This window comes from Variovorax sp. TLI9-5A (assembly GCF_056867935.1).
Genome location: NZ_CP200310.1, coordinates 5839811 through 5862796, shown reverse-complemented (window position 1 = coordinate 5862796; position 22986 = coordinate 5839811). Strand labels below are relative to the sequence as shown.

The following is a 22986-nucleotide window of genomic DNA, read 5'->3' as shown; positions in this document are numbered from 1 at the left end:
GATGCGTATGCCCCGAATGCTCCGTCAGCTGATGCATCGCCGCATCGTGATGGTTTCCGCCTTGGTGCTGCTGGTGATCGCGGTGCTCGCGATCGGCGCACCGCTGTTCGCCTCCATCGACCCCAACGACACGGCCGTGCTGGAGCGCCTGAAGGCGCCCAGCGCCGAACATCTGCTCGGCACCGACGAGCTCGGCCGCGATCTCTATTCGCGCATCGTGCACGGCGCGCGCTACTCGCTGGCCATCGCCGCGCTCACCGCGCTGGGCGCCGTGGTCGCCGGCACCGTGCTGGGCCTGATGGCGGGCTTCTTCCGCCGGCTCGACGCGCCGCTGATGCGCGTGGTCGACGCGATGATGTCCTTCCCCGACATCCTGCTGGCCATCGCGCTGGTGGCCATCCTCGGCCCCTCGCTGATGAACACCGTGCTGGCGCTGGTGCTGGTCTACACGCCGCGCGTGGCGCGGGTGGTGCGGGCCTCGACGCTGGTGGTGCGCGAGCTGCTGTTCGTGGAGGCCGTGCGCGCTCTTGGCGTGCGCACCTCGCGCATCCTGTGGCGGCACATATTGCCGAACCTGATGTCGCCGATCCTGGTGCAGGTGTCCTTCATCTTCGCCTATGCCATCCTGGCCGAGGCGGGCTTGTCGTTCCTCGGCGTGGGCGTGCCGCCCGAGATCCCGACCTGGGGCACCATGGTCGCGGGCAGCCAGCAGTACGCGCACCAGGCCTTCTGGGTCGTGCTGTTCCCGGGGCTCGCGATCATCTTCACGGCGCTGTCGCTGCAACTGCTGGGCGACGGTGTGCGCGACCTGCTCGACCCGAAGCTCAAGAAGACATCGTGATGACGAACGCCAATCAAACACCACGTCTCACGGTCAGCAACCTGAGCACCAGCTTCCCCACCGAAGACGGCCTCGTGCGTTCGGTGGCCGACGTGAGCTTCTCCATACAGCCCGGCAAGACGACCGCGCTGGTCGGCGAATCGGGCTCGGGCAAGTCGGTCACCAGCCTCACGCTGATGCGCCTGCTGCCCAAGACCGCGAACGCGCAGGTCAGCGGCAGCGCCTCTTTCGTGACGCGCGAAGGCAAGACGCTCGACCTGCTGCAGATCGGCGAACGCGAGATGCGCTCGCTGCGCGGCAACCAGCTGTCGATGATCTTCCAGGAGCCGATGACCAGCCTGAACCCGGTGTTCACCATCGGCGAGCAGATCGCGGAAAGCGTGCGCCTGCACAAGGGGCTCGACCGCAAGGCGGCGCTGGCGCATGCGCTGCGCATGCTGGAGTTGGTCGAGATACCGGCCGCCGCGCAGCGCATTCACGAGTATCCGCACCAGCTCTCGGGCGGCATGCGCCAGCGCGTGATGATCGCGCTGGCCATGGCCTGCGACCCGACGCTGCTGATTGCCGACGAGCCCACCACCGCGCTCGACGTGACCATCCAGGCGCAGATCCTCGAGCTCATGCGCCGGCTGCAGGCCGAGACGGGCATGAGCATTCTCTTCATCACCCACAACCTCGGCGTGGTCGCGCACCATGCGGACGACGTGGTAGTGCTCTACGCGGGCCGCGTGGTCGAAAGCGCACCGGTTCGGCCGCTGTTCGCGCAGCCCGAGCATCCGTACACGCAGGGCCTCCTGGCCTGCCTGCCGGGCAAGGCGCGCCAGCCCGGCCAGCCCAAGCCCAAGCGGCTTTTCGCGATTCGCGGGCAGGTGTCGAGCCCGCTGGCGCCGCCGCCCGGCTGCGCCTTCGAGCCGCGCTGCGATCTCGCGCTGGCGGGCTGCAGGGACGCGATGCCGCCGCTGGTCGACATCCGGCCGGGCCGCCAGGCGCGCTGTATTCGCGTGCAGCCGGATCAACCACTGGCAAGAGCCGCATGAGTCGCGCGCCGTTCCCGTCTTGCTCCCTCTCCCGCTTGCGGGAGAGGGCTGGGGTGAGGGTGACCCCCGCAGCCCTGGCGCGCACCCTCATCCCCCGCCTTCTCCCGCAAGCGGGAGAAGGAGCCAATACAACATCTCCATGAACACCGCAGCTCCCCTCATCGAAGTCCGCGGACTCAAGAAATACTTCGGCAGCAGCGACCGCCCGGTGCGAGCCGTCGACGACGTGTCCTTCGCGATCCAGCCCGGTGAAACGCTGGGCCTGGTGGGCGAATCGGGCTCGGGCAAGAGCACCATCGGCCGCACCGTGCTGCGCCTCGTCGAACGCACCAGCGGCCAGGTGTTCTACCGGGGCGACGACATCGGCGAGCTCTCGGCCGAGCGCATGCGCAGGCTGCGCAGCAAGCTGCAGATCATCTTCCAGGACCCGTACGCCAGCCTGAACCCCAAGATGCGCATCAGCGCGATCCTCGGCGAGGCGCTGTCCACGCACGGCCTGCACAAGGGCGCGGCGGCGCGCGACAGGCGCATCGCAGAGCTGCTCGAAACCGTGGGCCTGCGCGCCGAGCATGCCAACCGCTTTCCGCACGAGTTCTCGGGCGGGCAGCGCCAGCGCATCGGCGTGGCGCGCGCGCTGGCCGTGGAGCCCGAATTCATCGTGGCCGACGAGCCGCTGTCGGCGCTCGACGTTTCTATCCAGTCGCAGGTCATCAACCTGCTGGCGGACCTGCGCGAGCGGCTCGGACTGACGATGCTCTTCATCTCGCACGACCTCGACGTGGTCGAGTACCTGTGCGACCGCGTGGTGGTGCTCTACCTGGGAAAGGTGATGGAAGTCGCCACCACCGAGGAGCTGTTCGCGCGCCCCTCGCACCCCTACACCCGCGCGCTGCTGGCCGCGAGCCCCAAACCCGACCCGGAGATGGCGACCGAGCGCATCGCGCTCAAGGGCGACATCCCGAGCCCCATCGCGCCGCCCTCGGGCTGCGTGTTCCGCACGCGCTGCCCGCACGCCACGCAAGCCTGCGCGCAGACTGTGCCGCCGCTCGAAGAAATTTCGGCAGGACACTACAGCGCCTGCATCCGCAAAGAATTGCTATCCAACATTGCCGCATGACCATGACCGACAAAGCCGTAGCCGCCAACGATTTCAACGACCCGCTGCTGGGCAGCAACTTCAAGGGCTACCCGCGCACCCAGGCACCGCGCCGCCGCAGCGAGATTGGCGCCGCCGGCTGGAACGTGCTGGCCGGCGACCTGCCGCTGCCGCTGGCCGTGCTCAAGCGCGAGGCGCTGGAACACAACCTGGCGTGGATGCAGTCGCGCGTGCGCGAATGGGGCATCGACCTCGCGCCGCACGGCAAGACCACCATGTCGCCGCAGCTTTTCCGGCGCCAGCTCGACGCCGGCGCCTGGGGACTGACCTTCGCCACCGTCACGCAGCTGGCCGTGGGCGTGGCGGCCGGCGCGCGCCGCACGCTCATTGCCAACCAGGTGGTGAGCGACGAGGACCTGGCCGGCATCCAGATGCTGCTGAGCGAGCATGCAGACCTGCGCATCGTGTTCCTGGTCGATTCGCTGGCGCAGCTCGCGCTCATCGAGGACTGGTCGGCGCGTCACCCGGCGAGCGTGCTCTTCGACGTGATGATCGAGATCGGCGTGGACGGCGCACGCACCGGCTGCCGCACGCACGAGGAAGCCGTGGCGCTGGCCACGCGGCTGCGCGCGAGCGAGGCCGTGCGGCTGGTGGGCATTGAGTGCTACGAAGGGCAGGGCGCCACCGGCCAGAGCGAGCCCGACACGGCCTACGCCAAGGCGCTGATGGACCGTGTCGAAGCCGTGGCCCGCCACTGCGACACCGAGAAGCTCTTCGAGACCGACGAGGTGCTGGTCTCGGCCGGCGGCTCGGCCATCTTCGACCTCGTGGCCGGCCGGCTCAAGCCCGCGCTGGGTGCGCCGGTGCGCGGCCTGCTGCGCTCGGGCTGCTACGTGACGCACGACCACGGCTTCTACAAGCGCATGGTGAGCGCGGTGGACGAGCGCCTGGGCTGCAACTGCGGCGAGAGCCTGGTGCCGGCGATGGAGGTCTGGGCCACGGTGCAGTCGCGCCCCGAACCGGGCCTGGCGATCCTGGCGGTGGGCAAGCGCGACATCTCCTTCGACCTCTCGCTGCCCGTGCCCATCGCGCGCGCGGCGCGCGGCGCGCTGCAGCCGCAGGGCGTGCCCGCGGGCTGGAAGATCACCGCGCTGAATGACCAGCACGCCTACCTGCGCTGGGAGGCGAACGAGGAAGCCGAGGCCCCCAAGGTCGGCGACCGCGTCGGCCTGGGCATCTCGCACCCCTGCACCACCTTCGACAAGTGGCACTGGATGCCGGTTGTCGAGCAGGACTACCGCGTGAGCGACGCGGTGGCCATGCACTTCTGATTGCGTTGCGATGACCCCATCACTGCTCCAGAAGATCGCGGACATCCGCAGCGACGCCCCGGCGACGCGGCGCGCGATTCTCGACCTGATCCTCGAAGACCCCGATCGCGTGCTCGAAGAAAGCTTCGAGCAACTGGCCGAGCGCTCGCGCAGCTCGGTGCCCACCATCATGCGCACCTGTCGCGACCTCGGCTTCGCGGGCCTGCGCGAATTCAAGCTCGCGCTGGCGCAGGAGCTGGCGCTCGGCGGCTCGCCGCTGCACCGCCGCGTGAACATCGAGGATGCGGCCGACGAAGTGGTCGGCAAGATCGCGCGCAGCGCCGCGGCCTCCGTCTCGGGCGTGCGCGGCCAGCTCGACATGCAGGTGCTCGACGGCGCCGTGGCTGCCATCGCTGCCGCGCCGCACGTCGACCTGTACGGCGCGGGCGCAACCTCGTGGTTCATGGCCAACGACCTGCAGGCGCGGCTCTTCCGCCTGGGCCTCTCGGCCAACGCATGGGCCGACTACCACCTGCAGCAGGTGGCCGGCGCCGCGCAGCGCCCGGGCGGCGTGGTCATCGCCATTTCGCACGTGGGCGGCATGCCCTCGCTGCTCGACGCGGTGGACATCGCGCGCGGGCAGGGCGCCAAGGTGGTGGCGCTCACGCGGCCGGGCACGGCGCTGGCGGCCAGGGCCGACTTCCTGCTGGGCCTGTCGGTGCCCGACGACGCGGTGATGCACGTGGGCATCGATGCCTACCTCACGCATCTCACGGTCATCGAGATCCTTACCGTGCTGGTGGCCCAGCGTCGCGGCGAGCCCGCGGTGCAGCGACTGCAGCGCGCGCGCGAGGCCTTCCAGCGCCACGGCATCGACGCCACCACCCATCCGCTGCAGAGCTGGGACGGCGGCGGCGTGAACGACGGAGGAAGCGCATCGTGAGCGAAGACAACGGCAAGGCCATCCTGCTCGAGGCCGGCCTGGTGGTCGACGGCTCGGGCGGCCCTTCGTGGCCGGGCGACGTGCTGCTGCAGGGCGACCGCATCGTCGCGCTCGGCGAGGGCCTGCGCGAGCGGCTGCCGCAGGGGCTGTCTCTGGCCGACGTCGTCGTCGTCGACTGCCGCGCGAAGGTCATCGCCCCCGGCTTCATCGACGCGCATACGCACGACGACGCCATCGTGCTGCGCGACCCGCTGTGCCTGCCGAAGGTGTCGCAGGGCATCACCACGGTGGTGACGGGCAACTGCGGCATCTCGCTCGCGCCGTACCGCACGCCGCAGTCGCTGCCGCCGCTCACGCTGCTGGGCGCCGATTCGTTCAAGCACGCGACCATGGCCGAGTACCGCGCAGCCGTCGACGCGACACAGCCCGCGCTGAATGTGGCCGCACTGGTCGGGCACACCACGCTGCGCTTCGCCGCCATGCAGGCACTGGACCGCCCGGCCAGCGCCGATGAACTGGCACGCATGGAGGCGCTGCTCGACGGCTGCATGGCCGACGGCGCGCACGGCATGTCCTCGGGCCTGTTCTACGAAGAGGCCTTCGCGGCACCCGCCGAGGAGGTGACCGCGCTGGCGCGCGTGGTGAGCCGCCACGGCGGCGTCTACGCCACGCACCTGCGCAGCGAGATGCAGCAGATCATCGAGGCGCTGCACGAGGCCGGCGACTGCGCCTTCGACGCCGGCGTGCCGCTGGTGATCTCGCACCACAAGTGCGCGGGCCCCGCCAACTGGGGCCGCACGAAGGAGACGCTGCCGCTGATCGAATCGCTCGCGCAGCGCCAGAAGATCGCGATGGACGTGTACCCCTACGTGGCCGGCTCCACCGTGCTGCGCGAGGACCTGGTGGACGGCGTGATCGACGTGCTGCTGACCTGGTCCGACCCGCATCCGGAGATGACGGGCCGGCTGGTGTCCGACATCGCGCGCGAGTGGGGCGTGAGCGAGCAGGATGCCTGCCTGCGGCTGAAGCCCGGCGGGGCCTGCTATTTCCAGATGCAGGAGGAAGACGTGGAGCGCGTCATCTCGCACCCGCTCACCATGATCGGCAGCGACGGCCTGCCGCACGACCGCCATCCGCATCCGCGCCTGTGGGGTGCCTTTCCGCGCGTGTTCGCGCGCTACTGGCGCCAGCGCCGGCTGTTCACGCTGGAGCAGGCGGTGCACAAGATGACCGGCATGACTGCGCGCAACCTGCGCATCGCCGACCGCGGCCTGCTGCGCGCCGGCACCATGGCCGACGTGGTGGTGTTCGACCCCGAGACCATCGCCGACACCGCCACCTACGACAAGCCGCACGGCGTGAGCCTGGGCGTGGAGCGCGTGTTCGTGAACGGCGTGCTGGCCTATCGCGGCGGGGAGGCCGAGGCCCGCGTGCTCGCGCGCGCGGGGCGGATGCTCACGCGGGGCAGCGCGAGCTGAACAGGGGCGCCCGGCCAGTAGTTGGCCGGAGGCCGCCCGGAGCCGGGGTACCGCCTCGAAGTATCCGAGGCGGCTATAACCCCATGACCTCTAAAGTTCTAACATTTTTGGCAAAAATCAGTCAAACTGGCGCATTGACACCGGCCGTCGAAATTCCTACTGGAGCAAAGATGGACAAGGACGCCGAAGGCCTTGGCGCCGACTTCGAGTTGTGGCAACAGCTCACTGACGACTACGAAGCCGCCTTGGGCGCACTCGCCCGGGGCGAGCCGGGCGCGCGAGAGCGGGTGGTCCGGCTGTCGCGGGCGCTGCAGCAATTGCACCCGGATCTTTCTCCTGTCGGCGACGGCGGTTGACGCGGCCTCAGGATGGGCGTCCCGGCGGCGCGCTCAGGTCGGGTCTGATCCCCGAGTTCCTCTTTCTCTTCTTCTCCCTGCGCCTGGAACATGCGCGTGAAGTCGCAGCATTCCTGCGCCAGCATCACGATGGATGAGGTGAGCGCGCTGCGGTGCTCGCCCTTGTGCATCGCCACGTAGCGCACCACCGGCAGGGCAGGCGCCACCTCGATCACCGAAAGCATGCCGGCCGCCACCAGCGGCTGGAGGCATTCGCGCGGCAGGTAGCTCACGCCCAGCCCTGACACGGTGAGCCCGGTCAGCGCCACCAGGTTGCTCACCACGATCACGTTGGCGGGCTGCACGCCCTGTTCCTTCATCCACGCGTCGTAGGCGCGGCCGGTGCCGGAGTTGTTGCCCTGCACCAGCATGCGATGGCGTGCCAGCTCGTGCAGCCGCATGGCGCTGCCGTTGGCCGGAACCACACCGGGCTTGCACATCCACGCGCTCTTCACCTGCCCGATGACCTTGTGCGGCATGCGCGAGTCGGCGAAGGTGTCGGGCACGATGACAAGGTCGAGCTCGTCGGCCTGCAGCTTGTCGCGCAGCTGCAGGCTGTCGTCCACGTCGGGCTCGAGGATCACCTTCGGGTAGTGCTGCTGGATCAGGCCGACAAGGCGCGGCAGCCATGTCATCGCCGTGAGCTCGGTCACGCCGAGGCGGATGCGCCGCTCCACCACGCCGGGCTTGCCGAACTGCTCGATGGCCGCGTCGCGCTGATCCAGCAGCTTGCGGGCGAGCACGAACATTTCCTCGCCCTTCTCGGTGAGGCGGGCGGTGCGCTGGCTTCGGTCGAAGAGTTCGGTCTCGAACAGCTGCTCCAGCTCGTGCACCCGCTTGGAGATGGCCGACTGTGAGGTGTGCAGCTGGTTGGCCGCCTGCGCGAAGCCGCCAAGGCGGGCGATCCAGTACAGGGCTTCGAGCTGCTTGAAGGTCATCACGGTGGATCGGGCTCCGAAAGAACGCTTTTTCTCATGCAATTCGATCACAAAAAATCGCTTTTGGAAATTGATGGCGAGGCAGAAGATTCGCCCGATCCACGTCATCGACTCTTCTTCAAGGAACCCGCCATGGACTTCAGGAAACTCCCCCTCGCGCTCGGACTGGCCCTCGCCTTCGCCTGGGGCGCCGCCAGCGCCCAGGACGGCGGCACGCTGCAGAAGATCAAGGACAGCGGCACGATCCAGATCGGCGCGCGCGACAGCCAGATCCCGTTCTCGTACAAGCTCAGCGCCGACAGCGCCCCCATCGGCTTCACCACCGACATCTGCCTGAAGATCGTCGACGCCGTGAAGGCCAAACTGGGCCTCGCGAAGATCGATGTGCGCTACACCATGCTCAACTCGACCAACCGCATTCCGCTGCTGCAGAACGGCACCGTCGACCTCGACTGCGCGACCACCACCAACACCACGCAGCGCCAGCAGCAGGTCGACTTCGCGCCCAGCCACTTCGTGACCAACATCACCGCCGCCGTGCGCAAGAACTCGGGCATCAACACCTTTGCCGACCTCAACGGCAAGAACGTGGCCACCGTTTCGGGCAGCACCTCCATCCAGCTGCTGCGCGGCGCGCGCAAGAGCGGCACCATCGAAGTCAACGAGATCGCGGGCAAGGACACCTCCGACGGCTTCCTGCTGCTGTCCACCGGCCGCGCCGACGCCTACGTGCTCGACGACGTGCAGCTCGCCGGCATGATCGCCAGCGCGACCAACCCGGGCGAATACAAGATCCTCAAGGAATCGCTGCGCCAGGAGCCCTACGGGATCATGCTGCGCAAGGACGACCCGCAGTTCAAGGCGCTGGTGGACGAGACCGTCGCAGGCCTGATGAAGTCGGGCGCCATCGAGCAGCTCTACACCAAGTGGTTCCTCTCGCCGATCCCGCCGAAGAACGCGAATCTCAACTTCCCGATGACGGACGCGGTGCGCGAGATCTACAAGAACCCGAACAACAAGGGCGTCTGAGCGATGGATTCCAAGCTGTCCTCGAGCCATCCGAACGGGCTGGCCTTCTCTGACGCGCTGATGCGCGAGGTGAAGAGCCGCTTCCTGCAGGTCGACCACGACCATAACGGCCGCGAGCGCCTGTACTTCGACAACGCCGGCGGCTCCTTCCGCCTGAAGGCCGCGGCCGAGCGCTTCGCTCAGGTCGATGCCATTCCCGACAACGCCGAGCGCATCCATGCCACGGCCGTCGAGCTGCAGCAGATCCAGGCCAAGGGCTGCGCCGACCTGCGCACCATCCTCAACGCCACCGGCGGCAGCGTGTACGCCTCGCTCACCGCCTCGGGCGCGATGTTCGACATGGTGCGCGCGGTGGCCGAGAACGTGCCGGGCACGAACATGGTCACCACCGTGCTGGAGCACCCCTCCGCCTTCGATGCGATGAGCCTCTACGCCCAGCGCCTGGGCCGTGAGCTGCGCGTGGCGAAGAGCAACCCCGTCACCGGCGGCGTGGACGTGGACGAGATCGTGCGGCTGGTCGACGAGAACACCTGCCTGCTCAACGTGATCCATGCGTCGAACATCTCGGGCGCCAAGCTCGACATGGAAGCCATCGTGCGCCGCGCGCGCGAGATCAAGCCCGACCTCTACATCCTGGTCGATGCCGTGCAGCATGCGCCGCACGGCCTCATCGACCTGCAGAAGACGCCGGTGGACGGCATCAACCTCGCGCCCTACAAGTTCTTCGGTTGCCGGGGCTCGGGGCTGTCGTGGGTGTCCGACCGCGCGGCCGTGCTGCCGCACCACAAGCTCGCGGGCAAGAAGCCCGACTACTGGGACCTGGGCAGCTCCGCGCCGTGGCAGTTCGCGGTGCTCACGGAAATCGTCGACTACGTGTGCTGGCTGGGCGGGCATTTCACCGATGCCACCGACCGCCGCGCGCTGTTCGTCGCGGGCATCACGCACATCGAGCTCCACGAGCGGGCGCTGCTGTCAGCGCTGCTCGACGGCAACGCGAACGCGACCGGCATGCGCAAGCTGGAAGGCGTCAACGTCTTCCTCGACTACGAAGACCTGAGCAAGCGCGACCTGATCCTGGGCATCGGCTTCGACCGCATCGACTGCACGCAGGCCGTGGTCGAGTACGCCAGGCGCGGCGTGACGGTCTACGAGCGCGTGGCCAGCAGCATCTACTCGAAGCGCATGCTCGAGTCCTTCGGGCTGACCGGCACGGTGCGGGTGTCGCCGCTGCATTGCCACTCGATGGCCGACATCGAGAAGTTCCTGCGCATCACGCAGGAAATCGCCACCGACATCTGACTGTCATAAACCGTCATATTCGATAGTTAGCATGTTTCTCTACCCCCGCTCACAGGGGGAGAGGAGCATGAGATTTGGAAATCCGCAAGCTGATCGCACCAGCGCTGGCCGTCGTCCTGCTGGCCGCGGTCGGAGCCGGCGTCTGGTATTCGAACACCCGGCTGCACGATGACTCGGCCACCGCCACGGCAGCCCGCATCGAACAGGAGAAACAGGTCACGCTGCGCGGCCTGATCGGCTCCGAGAAAGAAACCTTCTTCGCCGATCCGCGCGTCCAGAAGGCGCTGGCCGCGCAGGGCATCACCGTCACAGTCGAGAAGGCCGGCTCGCGCGCCATCGCCAGCCGCTACGACGCCAGCAAGTTCGACTTCGGCTTCCCTTCGGGCGCGCCCGCCGCGGCGCAGCTCAAGACGCTGGCCAAGGCGCCGAACGTCTTCAATCCGTTCTACACACCGATCGTGCTGGCGAGCTGGCGGCCGATCGCCGAGATCCTGGTGGCCAACGGCATCGCGCAGAAGCAGGGCGATTTCTACTACGTGGTCGACCTGCCGGGCCTCATGGCCATGATCGAGAAGGGCACGCGCTGGAAGGAGCTCAAGGCGAGCAGCGCCTTTTCCACCAGCAAGTCGCTGCTCATCAACTCGACCGACGTGCGCACTTCCAACTCGGCGACCATGTACCTTGCGCTCGCGAGCTACCTGGCCAACAGCCAGCAGATCGTGCAGAGCCAGGAAGACGTGGACCGCGTCATGCCCGTCGTGGCGCCGCTCTTCCTGCGCCAGGGCTTCCAGGAGCAGTCATCGGCAGGCCCCTTCGAGGACTACCTCGCGCTCGGCATGGGCAAGGCGCCGCTGCTGGTGGCCTACGAATCGCAGATGGTCGAGTTCTGGCTCAAGAACCCCGACCGCCTCAAGAGCGACATGGTGCTGCTCTACCCCAGGCCCACCGTCTACTCGAAGCACGTGCTCGTGCCCTACACGCCCGGCGGCGCGCGCCTGGGCGCGGCGCTGGAGAACGACCCGGCCCTGCGCGAACTCGCGCACGAATACGGCTACCGCACCGGCGGCGACACCAAGGGCCCCGAGACCTGGGCCGCTCGCGGCGTGAAGGTGCCCGAGGTGCTGGTCGACGTGATCGATCCGCCGAGCTTCGAGTGGCTCGAACGAATGACCACGGGCATCGAAGCCCGCTTCAAGTGAAGAAAGAACACAGGAACGCCATGAACGCACCCGTCACGTCCACCACCACCGCACCCGCTTCGATCGACCTCCAGCCCCCGCAGTCCTTCACCCTCGAGCCGCCCGCGCCCGTCGCGGCGGTGCCGGTGGAGTCGGCCAGCGGCAAGGTGCGCCTGAAGGCCGAGGACGTGGCCGAGCTCGACGCGCAGGTGGACCGCTTCATCGAGGACATCACCGCGCACGACAGCCAGCATCCGCAGTTCAAGGAAGCGGTGGAGCGCATCCACTCCATGGGCAGCAAGGACATCGAGGCCTCGGCGTCGGTCTCCAACCGCATGCTCGACCGGCCCGTGGGGTCGCTGCGCAATGGCCTCTTCGACAAGGGCGCGCAGATCGGGCAGTCGCTCATCGACCTGCGCCACCAGGTGGAAGACCTCGACCCGTCGAAGCAAGGCGACCTGTTCTCGGCGCGCAAGCTGCTGGGCCTCATTCCGCTGGGCAACAAGCTCATCGCGTACTTCGAGCGCTACCAGTCGTCGCAGACGCACCTCAACGCCATCATCGAGTCGCTCAAGCGCGGCAAGGACGAGCTGCTGCGCGACAACACCGCCATCGAGCAGGAAAAAGTCAACCTCTGGACGCTGATGGAGCGGCTCGAGAAATACGTGCACATCGGCAAGGCCCTCGACGGCAAGCTCGATGCCAAGGCGCGCGAGCTCGACGCCACCGACCCCGAGAAGGCCCGCGTGATCCGCGAGGAAATGCTCTTCTACTCGCGCCAGAAGGTCACCGACCTCCTGACGCAGCTGGCGGTGAACATCCAGGGCTACCTGGCGCTGGACATGATCCGCAAGAACAACCTGGAGCTCATGAAGGGCGTGGACCGCGCCACCACCACCACCGTGGCGGCGCTGCGCACCGCCGTGATCGTGGCGCAGGCGCTGTCCAACCAGAAGCTGGTGCTCGACCAGATCAGCGCGCTCAACGCCACCACCGGCAACCTCATCGCCAGCACCAGCGAAATGCTGCGCGACCAGAGCAGCGCCATCCACCAGCAGGCGGCCTCCAGCACCATCGAGATCGCCAAGCTGCATCAGGCCTTCGCCAACATCTACCAGACCATGGACACCATCGCCGACTTCAAGAGCCGCGCGCTCGACTCCATGCAGACCACGGTGGACACGCTGACCAACGAAGTCGCCAAGAGCCGCACCTACCTCGACCGCGTGCGCCGCCAGGAAGCCACCGAGGCGATGAGCCAGCCGCGCGGCGAGGTCGCGCTGTGAGCCTGTTGAAGCGTCTGTTCGCGCTCGCGGCCCTTGCGGCCATGGCCTTGGGGCTCGCGGCCTGCGGCAAGGAGGACACCAGGCAGGCCACGAGCGCTGCGCCGGCCGTGGCGGCCGGCTCGGCCTTCACCATCCTGGCCGGCTCCGAGCTCAAGGATCTCGAAGCACCCATCGTCGCCGCCGCGCAATCGGCCGGCGTGGAGCTGAAGCTCTCCTACGCCGGCACGCTCGACATCGTCGAGCGCATCAACGCCGGCGAGCGCTTCGACGCCATCCTGCCGCCCAACGGCGCCTACCCAGCGCTGGCGCTGCAGGCCAAGCCGCTGGCGCGCGACAAGCTCTTCTATTCGCGCATAGCTCTTGGCGTGAAGAGCGCCAAGGCCGCGCAGCTCGGCTGGAACAAGCGCCCGCCGGGCTGGGCCGAGATCGCCAGGGCGGCCGGCGCCGGCCAGCTGCGCTACGGCATGACCAATGCCACCAGCTCCAACACCGGCATGAGCGCGCTCTTCGCCGTGGCCTCCGCGCTCGCGGGCAAGACCGAGGACCTGACCGCGCAGGACGTGGACGAGAAGACGCTGAAGGCCTTTCTCTCGGGCCAGAAGCTCACGGCAGGCAGCTCGGGCTGGCTCGCCGACTCCTACGTGAAGGACCCGTCCGCCATCGACGCGATGGTCAACTACGAGGCAGTGATCCTGCGTGCCAACGAGAAGCTGCCCACCGCCGACAAGCTCACGCTGATCTACCCGCGCGACGGCATGATCTCGGCCGACTATCCGCTGATGCTGCTCAACGCCGACAAGCGCGATGCGTACACCAAGCTTGTCGCGACGCTCAAGGCCGCGCCCTTCCAGCGCGATGCACTCTCCGCCGCCTTCCTGCGCCCCGCCAATCCCGAAGTGGCAGCCGCCGCCGCGCTGCCCACCGCCGCCGTGGCCGAGCTGGGCTTTCCCAACCGGCTGGAGGTGATCGACGCGGTGCTCGGCACCTACCAGTCGCAATGGCGCAAGCCCGCCACCTCGATCTTCGTGCTCGACCTCAGCGGTTCCATGGCCGGCAAGCGGCTGGCATCGATGCGCGAGGCGCTCAAGCTGCTCTCGGGCGCCGAGGAAGCGGCCAGCGCGAGCGCGCGCTACAGCGCCTTCCAGAGCCGCGAGCGCGTGGTGCTCATCACCTTCTCCACCGATGTGCAGGAACCGGTTTGGGTGCGCTTCGACGCCGACCACATCGGGGCCGCGCGCGAAGAGCTTCGCCGGCTGGCCGATTCGATGTCGGCCAACGGCGGCACCGCCATCTACTCGGCGCTGGCCGCCGCAGAAGATCTGGCACGCAAGGAACAGCAGCGCGAGCCCGACCGTTTCGTGAGCATCGTGCTCTTGACCGACGGCGAGAGCAACTCGGGCCTGAAGCTGCGCGACTTCCGCGAGCGCTACGCGGCGGGCGGTTTTCCGGCGCGCATCTTCCCGATCCTGTTCGGCGAGGCCAGCGTGAGCGAGATGCAGGAAATCGCGCAGCTCTCGGGCGGCCGCGAGTTCGACGGCCGCAAGCTGCAGCTGGGGCAGGTGTTCAAGGAAATCCGGGGCTACCAGTGATGCCGCAGCGTTCGCTGAAGCTGCGCGCGTTGTTGTTCCTCTACGGCAACGGCAACATCCTGGGCTGCGCGCTGGCGCTGCTGGGGCCGGCGCTGCTCTTCGCCGGCGTCATCGATCGGGGCTGGCTGCTCATCACCGCCGGCCTCTACGTGGCCGGCTGCCTGCTGGGCCGCAAGGCGCCCGAGCTGGAGCGCCGCATCGAGGACAGCCTCAGTGTCGAGCAGACGCTGGAGCGCCTCGACCGCGTGGTCGCGCAGGCGCAGCCGCACCTCACCGAGGACATGCGCAAGAGCCTGGACAACGTGCGCGGCTCGGTGGGCGAGGTGCTGCCGCGCCTCGTGGGCGCGGGCTCGCACGGCGACGACCTGTTCACCGTGCGCGAGACCGTGCTGCGCTACCTGCCCGAGACGCTGGCCAACTACGTCGCGCTGCCGCCGGCCTTTCGCATCACGCACGCGGTGAAGGACGGCAAGACCGCGCGCCAGCTGCTCGGCGAGCAGCTCGGCCTGCTCGACGCCAAGCTGCGCGAGATCGTCGCCAACGTGGCTTCGAGCGATGCCGCCGCGCTGGTGGCCAACGGGCAGTTCCTCGAGAAGAAATTCCGCCAGCCGGATTTTCTGGCGGGCTGAGCGGGGTCGGTCAGAACGGTTGGCGGCGCGGCGTGGTCTGCACCGCGACCCAGGGAGGCCGTATGGCAATTCAAATTGACACGGATGGAATGATCATTCACGCGAAAGTCCGCAATGCGCGCAGTCCTGCGATCGAACGCGGTAGACGTACAAGCACGATCACAGGCATCGTTGTGCACCAGACCGATGCGAAAACTTCGGCATCCTCGCTGAACAGCTACAAACGCCCAAAGGCCAATGGCGCGCACTTTCTTGTCGAGGCACAAGGTGCGAATTGGAATCTGCTGCTCCCGACGCCATGAGAAAAGTCATCGTTCTTGCGGTAGCGCTGGCTACCCTCGCTATGGCCCTGTCGGTTCACGCGGCAGACAAGCGCTATCCGGCAGCCTTCGTGAAGCCGATCAAGATCGACAACCCCTCGGGGAAAACGGCGTGGGAGAACAAGGATTTTCTGGATTGTCAGGATGTTGTCTTGACCGTCGAAGATGTGTTCTACGCACTACGTCATATGCGGAGGGTTTCAAAGAAGTCGTATCTCGTGCCGCAGGTGCAGGAAACCGGATGCGAGGGCAGTGCGCTCGTTACCTTCAAGAACGGAAAAATCCTCGCTGTCGGCATCGAGCCCACGGGGAGAATCAGTACCGCGGAGTTGGACGAGGCGCTTGGGCCCACGACTGACCCCGGAAGCTACTACGACTGCCAACCCTGCAACGATCGCAAGATGGCACAGCTCAAAGATGCCCTGAATCGGGCAGATGAACGGCGCCTCAAGCGGCTGGAGGCGGAAGGTCAGATTCCACCAGGTCAGGCGGAACAACGGCTCAAAGCTCTGCGGGAGAGCCGCGAGCCCAAACCAGCCCCAAGAACTGAAATCCACACGGTCGGGCACGCTGCCTCCGACGGCAGGTGATCAAGAAGACCGTGGCGTCCTGTTTTCTGGCTGCACCGCGTCGTCGACGCTCCACGGCGCATACACCTCGGCGTGAAGGTCGGGCGAATTCACCTTGGCCAGCAGGTCGCGCACGTCGTCCTTCACGCGTGCCAGCGACAGGCGCACGCCGCGCACGCGCACGTAGGCGGCGAAGTCGCACAGCGCCTCGATGCTGGTCGCGTCGAGGTCGGGCGACTCCTCCAGGCTCAGCACCATGCGCTGCAGGCCCGGCGTGGCGTCGATGCGCGCGCGGATCGATGCGAACACTGCATCCGCGTTGCCGAAGAAAAGCGGCACCTCGGGCCGCGCGATGAGCACGCCCGGCGGCACCACCGCTTCGGGGTGGCGCGCGGTGTCGACGAAGTCGTGGCTCTGGCCCAGCCGCCCGAGCCAGCTCACCGTGGTGCGCGAGAAGCCGCGCAGCAGCAGCAGCAGGCTCACGCCGATGGCTGCCAGCAGGCCGTTGAGCACGCCCAGCACCAGCACCGCCGCGACCGCCACCAGCGCCACCAGCCGATCGCGCCGCCAGTGGAAGTAGGGCCGCAGTGCAGCAGGGTTCAGCGTGTGGCTCACCGCGTGGATCACGATGGCCGCCAGCAGCGGCTCGGGCGTGTGCGCGATCCACGGCAGCAGCGTGAGCACCGCCACCAGCACAACCAGCCCCGCCACGATGCCCGCCGCGCGGCTCCTTGCGCCGGCCGATTCGTTGGCCGAGGTGGCCGAGTAGCCCGCGCCCACCGGCATGCCCTGGAACAGCGCCGACAGCAGGTTCGCGCCGCCCAGCGCCAGCAGGTCGCGGTTGGCCGACACGTTGTCGCCATGGCGCATCGCGAAGGTGCGGATGGAGCCGTAGGACTCGGCATAGAGGATCAGCGCCATCGCGAAGGCCAGCCCGCCGAGGTTCTGCCACTGCGCGCGGTCGAGTTGCGGCACCGTCGGATGAGAGAAGTCGAGCGAGATCGGCCCCACCGCCGCCACGCCCCATGCATGGCACAGGCCGTACACGTCGAGCACGATGCCGGCCACGATCACCAGCAGCGCGGCAGGCACCGCGCGCCAGCGCGCAAGGCCACGCAGCAGCACCAGTGCCACCAGCGCCATCGCTGCGCCCGCGATGTTCCAGTGTCGCCATTCGGCCACCAGCCCGGCGAAGAGCCTGAAGAAATCGCTGTGCGCCGGATGCACGTCGAGCACCTTGGGCAGCTGCTTGACCACGATGGTGAGCGCCAGCCCCAGCGCGAAGCCGCGCAGCACCGGCTTGGCGATCAGGCTGGACACCGCGCCAAGCCGGGCGGCACCCGCGATGACGAAGAACACACCAGCGAGAAGAACGATGCCCATGCCCATCGCCAGCCGCGTGGCGGTGTCCACGCCAACGATCGAAGTGGTGGCCGCGAACAGCACGGCGGCCGAGGAAGATGTGGCGGAAACGATTGCGAAGCGGCTGCTGCCGAATAGGCCATACACCAGCAGCCCCGCGAAGAGTGCGATCACTCCGGCCTGCGGCGGCAGCCCCGCGATGCCCGAATAGGCCACAGCCTCGGGAAGCAACAGGCCTGCGATTGAAATACCCGCCACGATGTCGGCGAAGCCGGGTCGGCGGGCGTTGGCTGTCGGTGTCGGCGAGGTTTCGGCGGCCATGGGCAGGCAAGTGTGATGTTGTCGTCTCATGCTGGCAATGGCTTGCAGACCGGAAGCTGACTCATCGGCAGGGCATACTCGCGCGCGCCCCGAAAACCATACTTCTTCTACAACAAGGACCCCATGTCAGGACACGGCTTTCACGTACACGGCCCGCACGACCACGAACTGGAACACGCCGCATCGGGCGCCCACGGAGGCAGCCACGGTCACCATGCGACGGAGACAACAACAACAGCGCACGAGCAATCCGGCGGCATGAGCACGACGAGCAAGATCGCGATGTGCACCGCCGTCATCGCCACCTTCGGCGCCATCTTCGCGTACATGGGCGGCGCCACCCAGGCCAACGCCGGCATCTACAAGAACAACGCCGCCATCAAGAAGACCGAAGCCTCCAACCAGTGGAATTACTTCCAGTCGAAGAGCACCAAGCAGGCCCTCGCCGAGTTCGCCCGCGACACCGCGACCGACGATGCGCGCCGGCAGGGCTGGCAGGCCAAGGTGACGCGCTACGAGCAGGAGAAGACCGACATCCAGACCGAGGCGAAGAAGCTGGAGGCGGAGGCGAGCCAGTGGGATTCGAAGTCGGATGAGCAGATGCATCAGCATCATCGGTGGGCTCAGGCTACTACTGTGCTGCAGGTTTCTATTGCGCTGGCTGCTATTGCGTTGTTGACCAGGCGGAAGTGGCTGGAGAGGGCGATGTTTGGGGTGGCTGTGGCGGGGCTTGCTGTGGGTGGGTTGGCGGCGTTTCACCTATAGACGCAGCCGCGCTCGGGCTGACTGAGTACCGGGCGCGTGAGTTAAAGGTGACGGGGCGTCAGGCGGTGGAAGAGGATGTCACCTCGGCCTGCAAGCGGGCCGGCTCTGCTTACGAGGCAGCGGACGCCGCGCTCTCATTGTGCAACGCGCTCACTCAAGTGGATGCGCAGCGACTGCATCGTCGCATCGGCCGCTTCGAGGCGCCTCTGCAACTCCTCATTGACCACCCGCATCAGCGCACCAAGCTCGGTGCGGGTCGGATAGATTTCTTCCGTATCGTTCATGCCCTGCGGCACGATGAGCTTTTCAAGGCACGCATATGCGCGCTGAACGGCCTGCAGGCCATCGAGGTCATCGCAAGCCTGCAGCGCAAGCGATTCAACGCTGGTGGCCTCAGAAGACCCGGGAAATGAAGAGACGTGCGCAGACGCGCGAGCAGATGCAGCCATGAATAGCCTCCAGTGGTTTCGATTTGCTGAAACCGCCGCACCCAACGCCAATTGAGGGCGGCGGCTCGACGAGTTGGCGTACCGGGAAACCACTTGCGTGAAACCGGCCGGGCTCGCGCCCGCACGTCGAGCCGCCAAAACTGGAGACACGAACGACGAAGCCGCAGACCCTGCGCGGTGACTGCGGCTTTACGTCGCAGTGATTTCAGCGGGACGCCAATCCCGATCACGCCTGTGTGTGACGTGACCGGCGCAGTATAGCCACGCAGCGCGGCCTCACTGATCCCTCACTGCTCCCTCACTGATCTTCTTCCCGCCCCCGATACTGCCCCATCAACACCTGCTGCACATTAGGCGGCACCGCCTCGTAGTGCGACAGCGCGATCGTGTACCGCCCCTGCCCACTCGTCATCGCATTGAGCCGCGACTGATAGCTCGCCAGTTCCGCCATGGGCACCTGTCCCCGCACAGCCGCAGCACCAGCCCCAAGAGTCGAAGTGCCGGTGACCAGCCCACGCCGTGACGACAGATCGCTCGTCACATCGCCCACGGCATGCTCAGGCGCCACGATCTCGATCAGCACGATCGGCTCCAGCACCACCGGCCTGGCCTCGCGGATGGCGGCCATGAATGCCTTTCGGCCGGCAGTGGCAAACGCAATGTCCTTGCTGTCCACGCTGTGGTGCTTTCCGTCGTGCACCACCACGCGCACGTCCACCACGGGGTAGCCCGCGATGGCGCCGCACGCCAGCACTTCTCGCACGCCTTTCTCGACGGCGGGAATGAACTGGCCCGGAATCGCGCCGCCCCTGACTTCGTCGGCGAACTCAAATCCATCGCCGCGCGCGAGCGGTTCGATGCGCAGAAAGACTTCGCCGAACTGGCCTGCGCCGCCGGTCTGCTTCTTGTGGCGGTGGTGGCCTTCGGCCTTCGCGGTCACGGTCTCGCGATAGGCAATGCGCGGCGGGCGCGTCTGCACTTCGAATCGGTACACCTCGCGCAGGCGGTCGAGCACCATGCGCAGGTGTAGTTCGCCCAATCCGTAGAGAACGGTCTCGTTGGTCGCGACGACGTGCTCGATGCGCAAACAAGGGTCTTCGGCCGCAAGCTTGCCGAGGATCTCCCATGCGCGCTGTTCGTCGCCGTGGCGCTTGGGCTCGACGGCCAGTCCGTGCACGGGCACCGGAAACTCCAGCGGCGCGAGATGCACGTGGCTGTCTTCCGCCGCGTCGTGCAGCACGGCGTCGAACTGGATCTCTTCCACCTTCGCCACCGCCACGATGTCGCCCGGCACGGCGCGCGATACTTCCACATGGTCCTTGCCCTGGAGCATGAACAGGTGCCCCACCTTGAAGGGCTTGCGGCCGTCGCCGATGTAGAGCTGGCTGTCGCTCGCGACGGTGCCCTGGTGCACGCGCATGATGCCGAGCTTGCCGACGTAAGGGTCGCTCGTGACCTTGAACACGTGCGCCAGCACATGCAGCGACGCATCAGGCCTGGCCTGCATCGGCTTGGCATCCGCGCCTTCGCCGAGCAGGAAGTCCGGTGGATTCGCTTCGCTCGGGTCGGGCAGCAGCTTGACGATGATGTCGAGCAGCTCCGCCGCACCCGCGCCGCTGCGCGCCGAGACGAAGCAGACGGGAATCAGGTGGCCTTCGCGCAGCGCCTGTTCGAGCGGCGCATGCAGCTCGCCGGCTTCCATGTCGCCCTCCGTCAGGTAGCGCTCGACGAAGGCCGCGTCGACCTCGACGACCTGCTCGACCAGCGCGCGATGCGCCGCGTCGACGGCGCCGATGTCGGACTCGCCTTCGCGGTTGTAGAAGCAGTCGATCACGCGCGTGCCGCCGGCCGCGGGCAGGTTCAGCGGCAGGCATTCGCGGCCGAAGGTGGACTGGATCTGCTCGAGCAGGCCGGCGAGGTCGGCACCGGGGTCGTCGATCCTGTTGACGACGATCAGGCGCGCGAGGTGGCGCGAGGCCGCGTAGTCCATCATGCGCAGCGCCATCGGCTCGATGCCTGTGCTTGCGTTGACGACGACGGCAGCGGTTTCAACGGCTTCCAGCGCGGGCAGGCTCTGGCCCAGGAAGTCGGCGCCGCCGGGGGTGTCGATGAGATGAATGCGCGTGCCGTCGTGCACGAGGTGCATCAGCGACGCATTGAGGGAATGCTGCATCCGCTTCTCGAGCGGGTCATGGTCGCTGACGGTGGTGCCGCGCTCCACGCTGCCGCGTGCGCCGATGGCACCGGCCTCGTGCAGCAGGGCCTCTGCAAGGGAGGTCTTGCCGGACGCGGAGGCGCCGACGAGCGCAATGGTTCGCACCGCTTCCATTTCGGCCGCGAGGCCGTTCGATCGGCTTGGCATGCGTGGCTCCTTCACGCCTGCAAACAGGCCCGGCGGCCCGCTTGGGCTCGGGTGCTGCGCGCGGACGCCGGGTCAGCCTACGGTATTGACCGTACCGATGCAAGCGGAAATGGCCGGGTCGTGAGGGGCCGTTCGCTAGACTGTGGGCGTGAACTCTTCCTCCGAGCCTCCCAGTAGGCCGCTGGCCTGCGCCAGCACCCTCCCGCAAAGCGGGGCTGCGACCGACCCCTGCGCAGCCGTCTTCCGCCTTCAGCCTCCCCAGTCGCCCGTGGACGACCCCGAAACCTGACCCGCACCGACCACCATGACCGCCGACCACCGCCAGCCCGTCGCGCTGAACAGGGCCTACCGCCTGCTGAACCACGGCCCCACCGTGCTCGTGAGCGCCGCGCATGGCGGCAAGCGCAACATCATGGCCGCGGCCTGGGCCATGCCGCTGGACTTCGATCCGCCCAAGGTGGCGGTGGTGCTCGACAAGAGCACCTGGACGCGCGAACTGCTCGAAGGCGCCGGCAGCTTCGCGCTGCAGGTGCCGGTGCGCGCACAGCTCGACCTGACGGAGACACTGGGCAACAGCTCCGGCCGCGAGATCGTCGAGCAGTCGGGGCAGGACAAGTTCGCCACCTACGGCCTCTCGACCTTCGCGGGCACGGCCACCGACGCGCCCCTGATCGAAGGCTGCGCCGCCTGGCTCGAATGCAGGCTGCTGCCCGAGCCGTCCATCCAGCAGCGCTACGACCTGTTCCTCGGCGAGGTGATTGCCGCGCAGGCCGACGAGCGGGTGTTCTCCAACGGGCGCTGGCATTTCGACGGGCACGACGAGCTGCGCACGCTGCACCATGTGGCGGGCGGGCACTTCATCATCGACGGGGAGGCGGTCGACGCGCGGCCGCTGCAGCCGCTTCCGTCCGCCGCCCGCTAGCGGAGCTCAGGCCGAGGAGCCGCCGTCCGCCGCGCGCGTTACCAGCATCGCCCGCAACACCAGCACGCCGCATACTGCCGCCGCCAGCGCCATCAGCACGGCCCACAGCAGGCGCGAAGGCGATGCCGCATCGAGCCAGTCGCCCAGCAGCAGCGTGGTGGTGTTGTAGGCCGCATGCAGCGCGATGCACGGAATGAGCGAGCGCGTGCGCTCATAGAGCCAGCCGAGCACGGTGCCGATGACGAGGCCGACGATGAACTGGTAGATGTTCATGTGCGCCGCGCCGAAGAAGAGCGCCGAGATGAAGATCGCCTGCCAGCGCGGATAGCGCATCAAGAAGCCGCGCAGCACGATGCCGCGAAAGAGCATCTCCTCCAGGAGCGGCGCCACCACGCATACCGCGAGCACGGCCGCCACGCTGCCGTCGGCCATGCGGCTGAACATCGCTTCTTCCCACGCGGAAGGCGGCGCGATGCGCATCATGATGTTGAGCGCCGACGTGAGCGTGAGCAGCAGCGCGGGCACCAGCAGCAGCACGGGCGGTACCACGAGCATCAGCATTGCCCCGGCGGATGCGCGCGACTGGTGGAATAGCGTGCGGTAGCTGAGCTGCTGGAAGTGCATCACCACCGCGAACACGCAGCCGTTGCCCAGCACGGCCGCGAGCACGCCTATCTGCATGCTGCCGAGGCCCAGCCACCTGTTCGCGTCACGCAGCGCGGCGCCGATGACGAGTTCGCAGAGGAACAGCGCGACGAACAGGAGGACGGCTTGCGCCACCGAGGGGAAGGCGGCGCTTTTCCGGGAGGGCATGGGACGGGGAGGGAGAGGCTGGGGGCGGTGGCGCGCATGTTACGCGACCGGCCTG

The 22986-nt window shown here is 67.6% G+C and carries 20 protein-coding genes and 1 pseudogene; 16 read left to right on the top strand and 5 right to left on the bottom strand.

The features are described from left to right. Nucleotide 1 precedes the first annotated feature (1 nt). The 6 genes from AC1VNX_RS27935 to AC1VNX_RS27910 all read left to right on the top strand — a co-directional run bounded on the left by AC1VNX_RS27935 (nucleotide 2) and on the right by AC1VNX_RS27910 (nucleotide 6705). Nucleotides 2-841 (top strand): ABC transporter permease, encoded by an 840-nt coding sequence (locus AC1VNX_RS27935; protein WP_483160815.1) that lies wholly within the window; start codon nucleotides 2-4, stop codon nucleotides 839-841. Continuing rightward, nucleotides 841-1878 carry an ABC transporter ATP-binding protein gene (locus tag AC1VNX_RS27930; RefSeq protein ID WP_483160814.1) on the top strand — a complete coding sequence of 346 codons (1038 nt, stop codon included), beginning with the start codon at nucleotides 841-843 and terminating at the stop codon, nucleotides 1876-1878. The genes AC1VNX_RS27935 and AC1VNX_RS27930 overlap by 1 nt, the downstream gene beginning before the upstream one ends. A gap of 139 nt (nucleotides 1879-2017) precedes the next feature. Further along, complete coding sequence (locus AC1VNX_RS27925; RefSeq protein WP_483160813.1) at nucleotides 2018-2995, top strand: ABC transporter ATP-binding protein; 978 nt, start codon at nucleotides 2018-2020, stop codon at nucleotides 2993-2995. Then, nucleotides 2992-4305, top strand: coding sequence for an amino acid deaminase (locus tag AC1VNX_RS27920; RefSeq protein WP_483160812.1), 1314 nt, complete (start codon nucleotides 2992-2994; stop codon nucleotides 4303-4305). Before AC1VNX_RS27925 ends, AC1VNX_RS27920 begins: the two co-directional genes overlap by 4 nt. Before the next feature lie 10 nt (nucleotides 4306-4315). Then, nucleotides 4316-5227, top strand: a complete 912-nt coding sequence (locus AC1VNX_RS27915) for a MurR/RpiR family transcriptional regulator (RefSeq protein WP_126023046.1) — start codon at nucleotides 4316-4318, stop codon at nucleotides 5225-5227. After that, on the top strand, nucleotides 5224-6705 hold the full coding sequence (locus tag AC1VNX_RS27910) for an N-acyl-D-amino-acid deacylase family protein (protein ID WP_483160811.1): 1482 nt from the start codon (nucleotides 5224-5226) through the stop codon (nucleotides 6703-6705). Before AC1VNX_RS27915 ends, AC1VNX_RS27910 begins: the two co-directional genes overlap by 4 nt. 415 nt (nucleotides 6706-7120) lie before the next feature. On the opposite strand, the pseudogene AC1VNX_RS27905 reads toward AC1VNX_RS27910, so the two are convergent. After that, nucleotides 7121-8038, bottom strand: a pseudogene (locus tag AC1VNX_RS27905) (LysR family transcriptional regulator); the annotation flags it as partial. Nucleotides 8039-8170: 132 nt separating this feature from the next. Here AC1VNX_RS27905 and AC1VNX_RS27900 point away from each other — a divergent pair. The 8 genes from AC1VNX_RS27900 to AC1VNX_RS27865 all read left to right on the top strand — a co-directional run bounded on the left by AC1VNX_RS27900 (nucleotide 8171) and on the right by AC1VNX_RS27865 (nucleotide 15958). Next, the gene (locus AC1VNX_RS27900; RefSeq protein WP_483160810.1) at nucleotides 8171-9067 is read left to right on the top strand and encodes an amino acid ABC transporter substrate-binding protein; all 897 of its coding nucleotides are present in this window, start codon (nucleotides 8171-8173) and stop codon (nucleotides 9065-9067) included. Between the two features lie 3 nt (nucleotides 9068-9070). Further along, complete coding sequence (locus tag AC1VNX_RS27895; protein WP_483160809.1) at nucleotides 9071-10366, top strand: aminotransferase class V-fold PLP-dependent enzyme; 1296 nt, start codon at nucleotides 9071-9073, stop codon at nucleotides 10364-10366. Nucleotides 10367-10440: 74 nt separating this feature from the next. After that, the gene (locus AC1VNX_RS27890; protein ID WP_483160808.1) at nucleotides 10441-11565 is read left to right on the top strand and encodes a hypothetical protein; all 1125 of its coding nucleotides are present in this window, start codon (nucleotides 10441-10443) and stop codon (nucleotides 11563-11565) included. Nucleotides 11566-11585: 20 nt separating this feature from the next. Then, nucleotides 11586-12830: a toxic anion resistance protein gene (locus tag AC1VNX_RS27885; protein WP_483160807.1), complete on the top strand. Its 1245-nt coding sequence runs from the start codon at nucleotides 11586-11588 to the stop codon at nucleotides 12828-12830. After that, entirely contained in the window at nucleotides 12827-14419 is a 1593-nt protein-coding gene (locus tag AC1VNX_RS27880; RefSeq protein WP_483160806.1) for a vWA domain-containing protein, read from the top strand. The genes AC1VNX_RS27885 and AC1VNX_RS27880 overlap by 4 nt, the downstream gene beginning before the upstream one ends. Next, nucleotides 14419-15048 carry a hypothetical protein gene (locus AC1VNX_RS27875; protein ID WP_301507370.1) on the top strand — a complete coding sequence of 210 codons (630 nt, stop codon included), beginning with the start codon at nucleotides 14419-14421 and terminating at the stop codon, nucleotides 15046-15048. Before AC1VNX_RS27880 ends, AC1VNX_RS27875 begins: the two co-directional genes overlap by 1 nt. A gap of 62 nt (nucleotides 15049-15110) precedes the next feature. Further along, on the top strand, nucleotides 15111-15350 hold the full coding sequence (locus AC1VNX_RS27870; protein WP_483160805.1) for a hypothetical protein: 240 nt from the start codon (nucleotides 15111-15113) through the stop codon (nucleotides 15348-15350). Continuing rightward, complete coding sequence (locus AC1VNX_RS27865) at nucleotides 15347-15958, top strand: hypothetical protein (protein WP_483160804.1); 612 nt, start codon at nucleotides 15347-15349, stop codon at nucleotides 15956-15958. The genes AC1VNX_RS27870 and AC1VNX_RS27865 overlap by 4 nt, the downstream gene beginning before the upstream one ends. On the opposite strand, the gene AC1VNX_RS27860 is transcribed toward AC1VNX_RS27865, so the two are convergent. Continuing rightward, the gene (locus AC1VNX_RS27860) at nucleotides 15959-17620 is read right to left on the bottom strand and encodes a SulP family inorganic anion transporter (RefSeq protein WP_483160803.1); all 1662 of its coding nucleotides are present in this window, start codon (nucleotides 17618-17620) and stop codon (nucleotides 15959-15961) included. A 123-nt stretch (nucleotides 17621-17743) separates the two neighbouring features. On the opposite strand from AC1VNX_RS27860, the gene AC1VNX_RS27855 reads away from it, so the two are divergent. Then, on the top strand, nucleotides 17744-18385 hold the full coding sequence (locus AC1VNX_RS27855) for a DUF4337 domain-containing protein (RefSeq protein ID WP_483160802.1): 642 nt from the start codon (nucleotides 17744-17746) through the stop codon (nucleotides 18383-18385). A 134-nt stretch (nucleotides 18386-18519) separates the two neighbouring features. On the opposite strand, the gene AC1VNX_RS27850 is transcribed toward AC1VNX_RS27855, so the two are convergent. Beyond that, the gene (locus tag AC1VNX_RS27850) at nucleotides 18520-18834 is read right to left on the bottom strand and encodes a hypothetical protein (protein ID WP_483160801.1); all 315 of its coding nucleotides are present in this window, start codon (nucleotides 18832-18834) and stop codon (nucleotides 18520-18522) included. Between the two features lie 298 nt (nucleotides 18835-19132). After that, nucleotides 19133-21196: an elongation factor G gene (gene fusA / locus AC1VNX_RS27845; RefSeq protein ID WP_483160800.1), complete on the bottom strand. Its 2064-nt coding sequence runs from the start codon at nucleotides 21194-21196 to the stop codon at nucleotides 19133-19135. Nucleotides 21197-21500: 304 nt separating this feature from the next. Here fusA and AC1VNX_RS27840 point away from each other — a divergent pair, with 304 nt between their 5' ends. After that, nucleotides 21501-22118, top strand: coding sequence for a flavin reductase family protein (locus tag AC1VNX_RS27840; RefSeq protein WP_483160799.1), 618 nt, complete (start codon nucleotides 21501-21503; stop codon nucleotides 22116-22118). Nucleotides 22119-22124: 6 nt separating this feature from the next. Here the strand turns inward: AC1VNX_RS27840 and AC1VNX_RS27835 are convergent, their stop codons facing one another. After that, a complete protein-coding gene (locus AC1VNX_RS27835; RefSeq protein ID WP_483160798.1) occupies nucleotides 22125-22931 on the bottom strand; it encodes a CPBP family intramembrane glutamic endopeptidase in 807 nt (268 codons plus the stop codon). Between the last annotated feature and the right edge of the window lie 55 nt (nucleotides 22932-22986).

Coding starts and splice junctions, on each gene's coding strand:
- AC1VNX_RS27935 (WP_483160815.1), top strand. CDS start 2: ATGCGTATGCCCCGAATGCTCCGTCAGCTGATGCATCGCCGCATCGTG.
- AC1VNX_RS27930 (WP_483160814.1), top strand. CDS start 841: ATGACGAACGCCAATCAAACACCACGTCTCACGGTCAGCAACCTGAGC.
- AC1VNX_RS27925 (WP_483160813.1), top strand. CDS start 2,018: ATGAACACCGCAGCTCCCCTCATCGAAGTCCGCGGACTCAAGAAATAC.
- AC1VNX_RS27920 (WP_483160812.1), top strand. CDS start 2,992: ATGACCATGACCGACAAAGCCGTAGCCGCCAACGATTTCAACGACCCG.
- AC1VNX_RS27915 (WP_126023046.1), top strand. CDS start 4,316: ATGACCCCATCACTGCTCCAGAAGATCGCGGACATCCGCAGCGACGCC.
- AC1VNX_RS27900 (WP_483160810.1), top strand. CDS start 8,171: ATGGACTTCAGGAAACTCCCCCTCGCGCTCGGACTGGCCCTCGCCTTC.
- AC1VNX_RS27895 (WP_483160809.1), top strand. CDS start 9,071: ATGGATTCCAAGCTGTCCTCGAGCCATCCGAACGGGCTGGCCTTCTCT.
- AC1VNX_RS27885 (WP_483160807.1), top strand. CDS start 11,586: ATGAACGCACCCGTCACGTCCACCACCACCGCACCCGCTTCGATCGAC.
- AC1VNX_RS27875 (WP_301507370.1), top strand. CDS start 14,419: ATGCCGCAGCGTTCGCTGAAGCTGCGCGCGTTGTTGTTCCTCTACGGC.
- AC1VNX_RS27870 (WP_483160805.1), top strand. CDS start 15,111: ATGGCAATTCAAATTGACACGGATGGAATGATCATTCACGCGAAAGTC.
- AC1VNX_RS27865 (WP_483160804.1), top strand. CDS start 15,347: ATGAGAAAAGTCATCGTTCTTGCGGTAGCGCTGGCTACCCTCGCTATG.
- AC1VNX_RS27860 (WP_483160803.1), bottom strand. CDS start 17,620: ATGGCCGCCGAAACCTCGCCGACACCGACAGCCAACGCCCGCCGACCC.
- AC1VNX_RS27855 (WP_483160802.1), top strand. CDS start 17,744: ATGTCAGGACACGGCTTTCACGTACACGGCCCGCACGACCACGAACTG.
- AC1VNX_RS27850 (WP_483160801.1), bottom strand. CDS start 18,834: ATGGCTGCATCTGCTCGCGCGTCTGCGCACGTCTCTTCATTTCCCGGG.
- fusA (WP_483160800.1), bottom strand. CDS start 21,196: ATGCCAAGCCGATCGAACGGCCTCGCGGCCGAAATGGAAGCGGTGCGA.
- AC1VNX_RS27840 (WP_483160799.1), top strand. CDS start 21,501: ATGACCGCCGACCACCGCCAGCCCGTCGCGCTGAACAGGGCCTACCGC.
- AC1VNX_RS27835 (WP_483160798.1), bottom strand. CDS start 22,931: ATGCCCTCCCGGAAAAGCGCCGCCTTCCCCTCGGTGGCGCAAGCCGTC.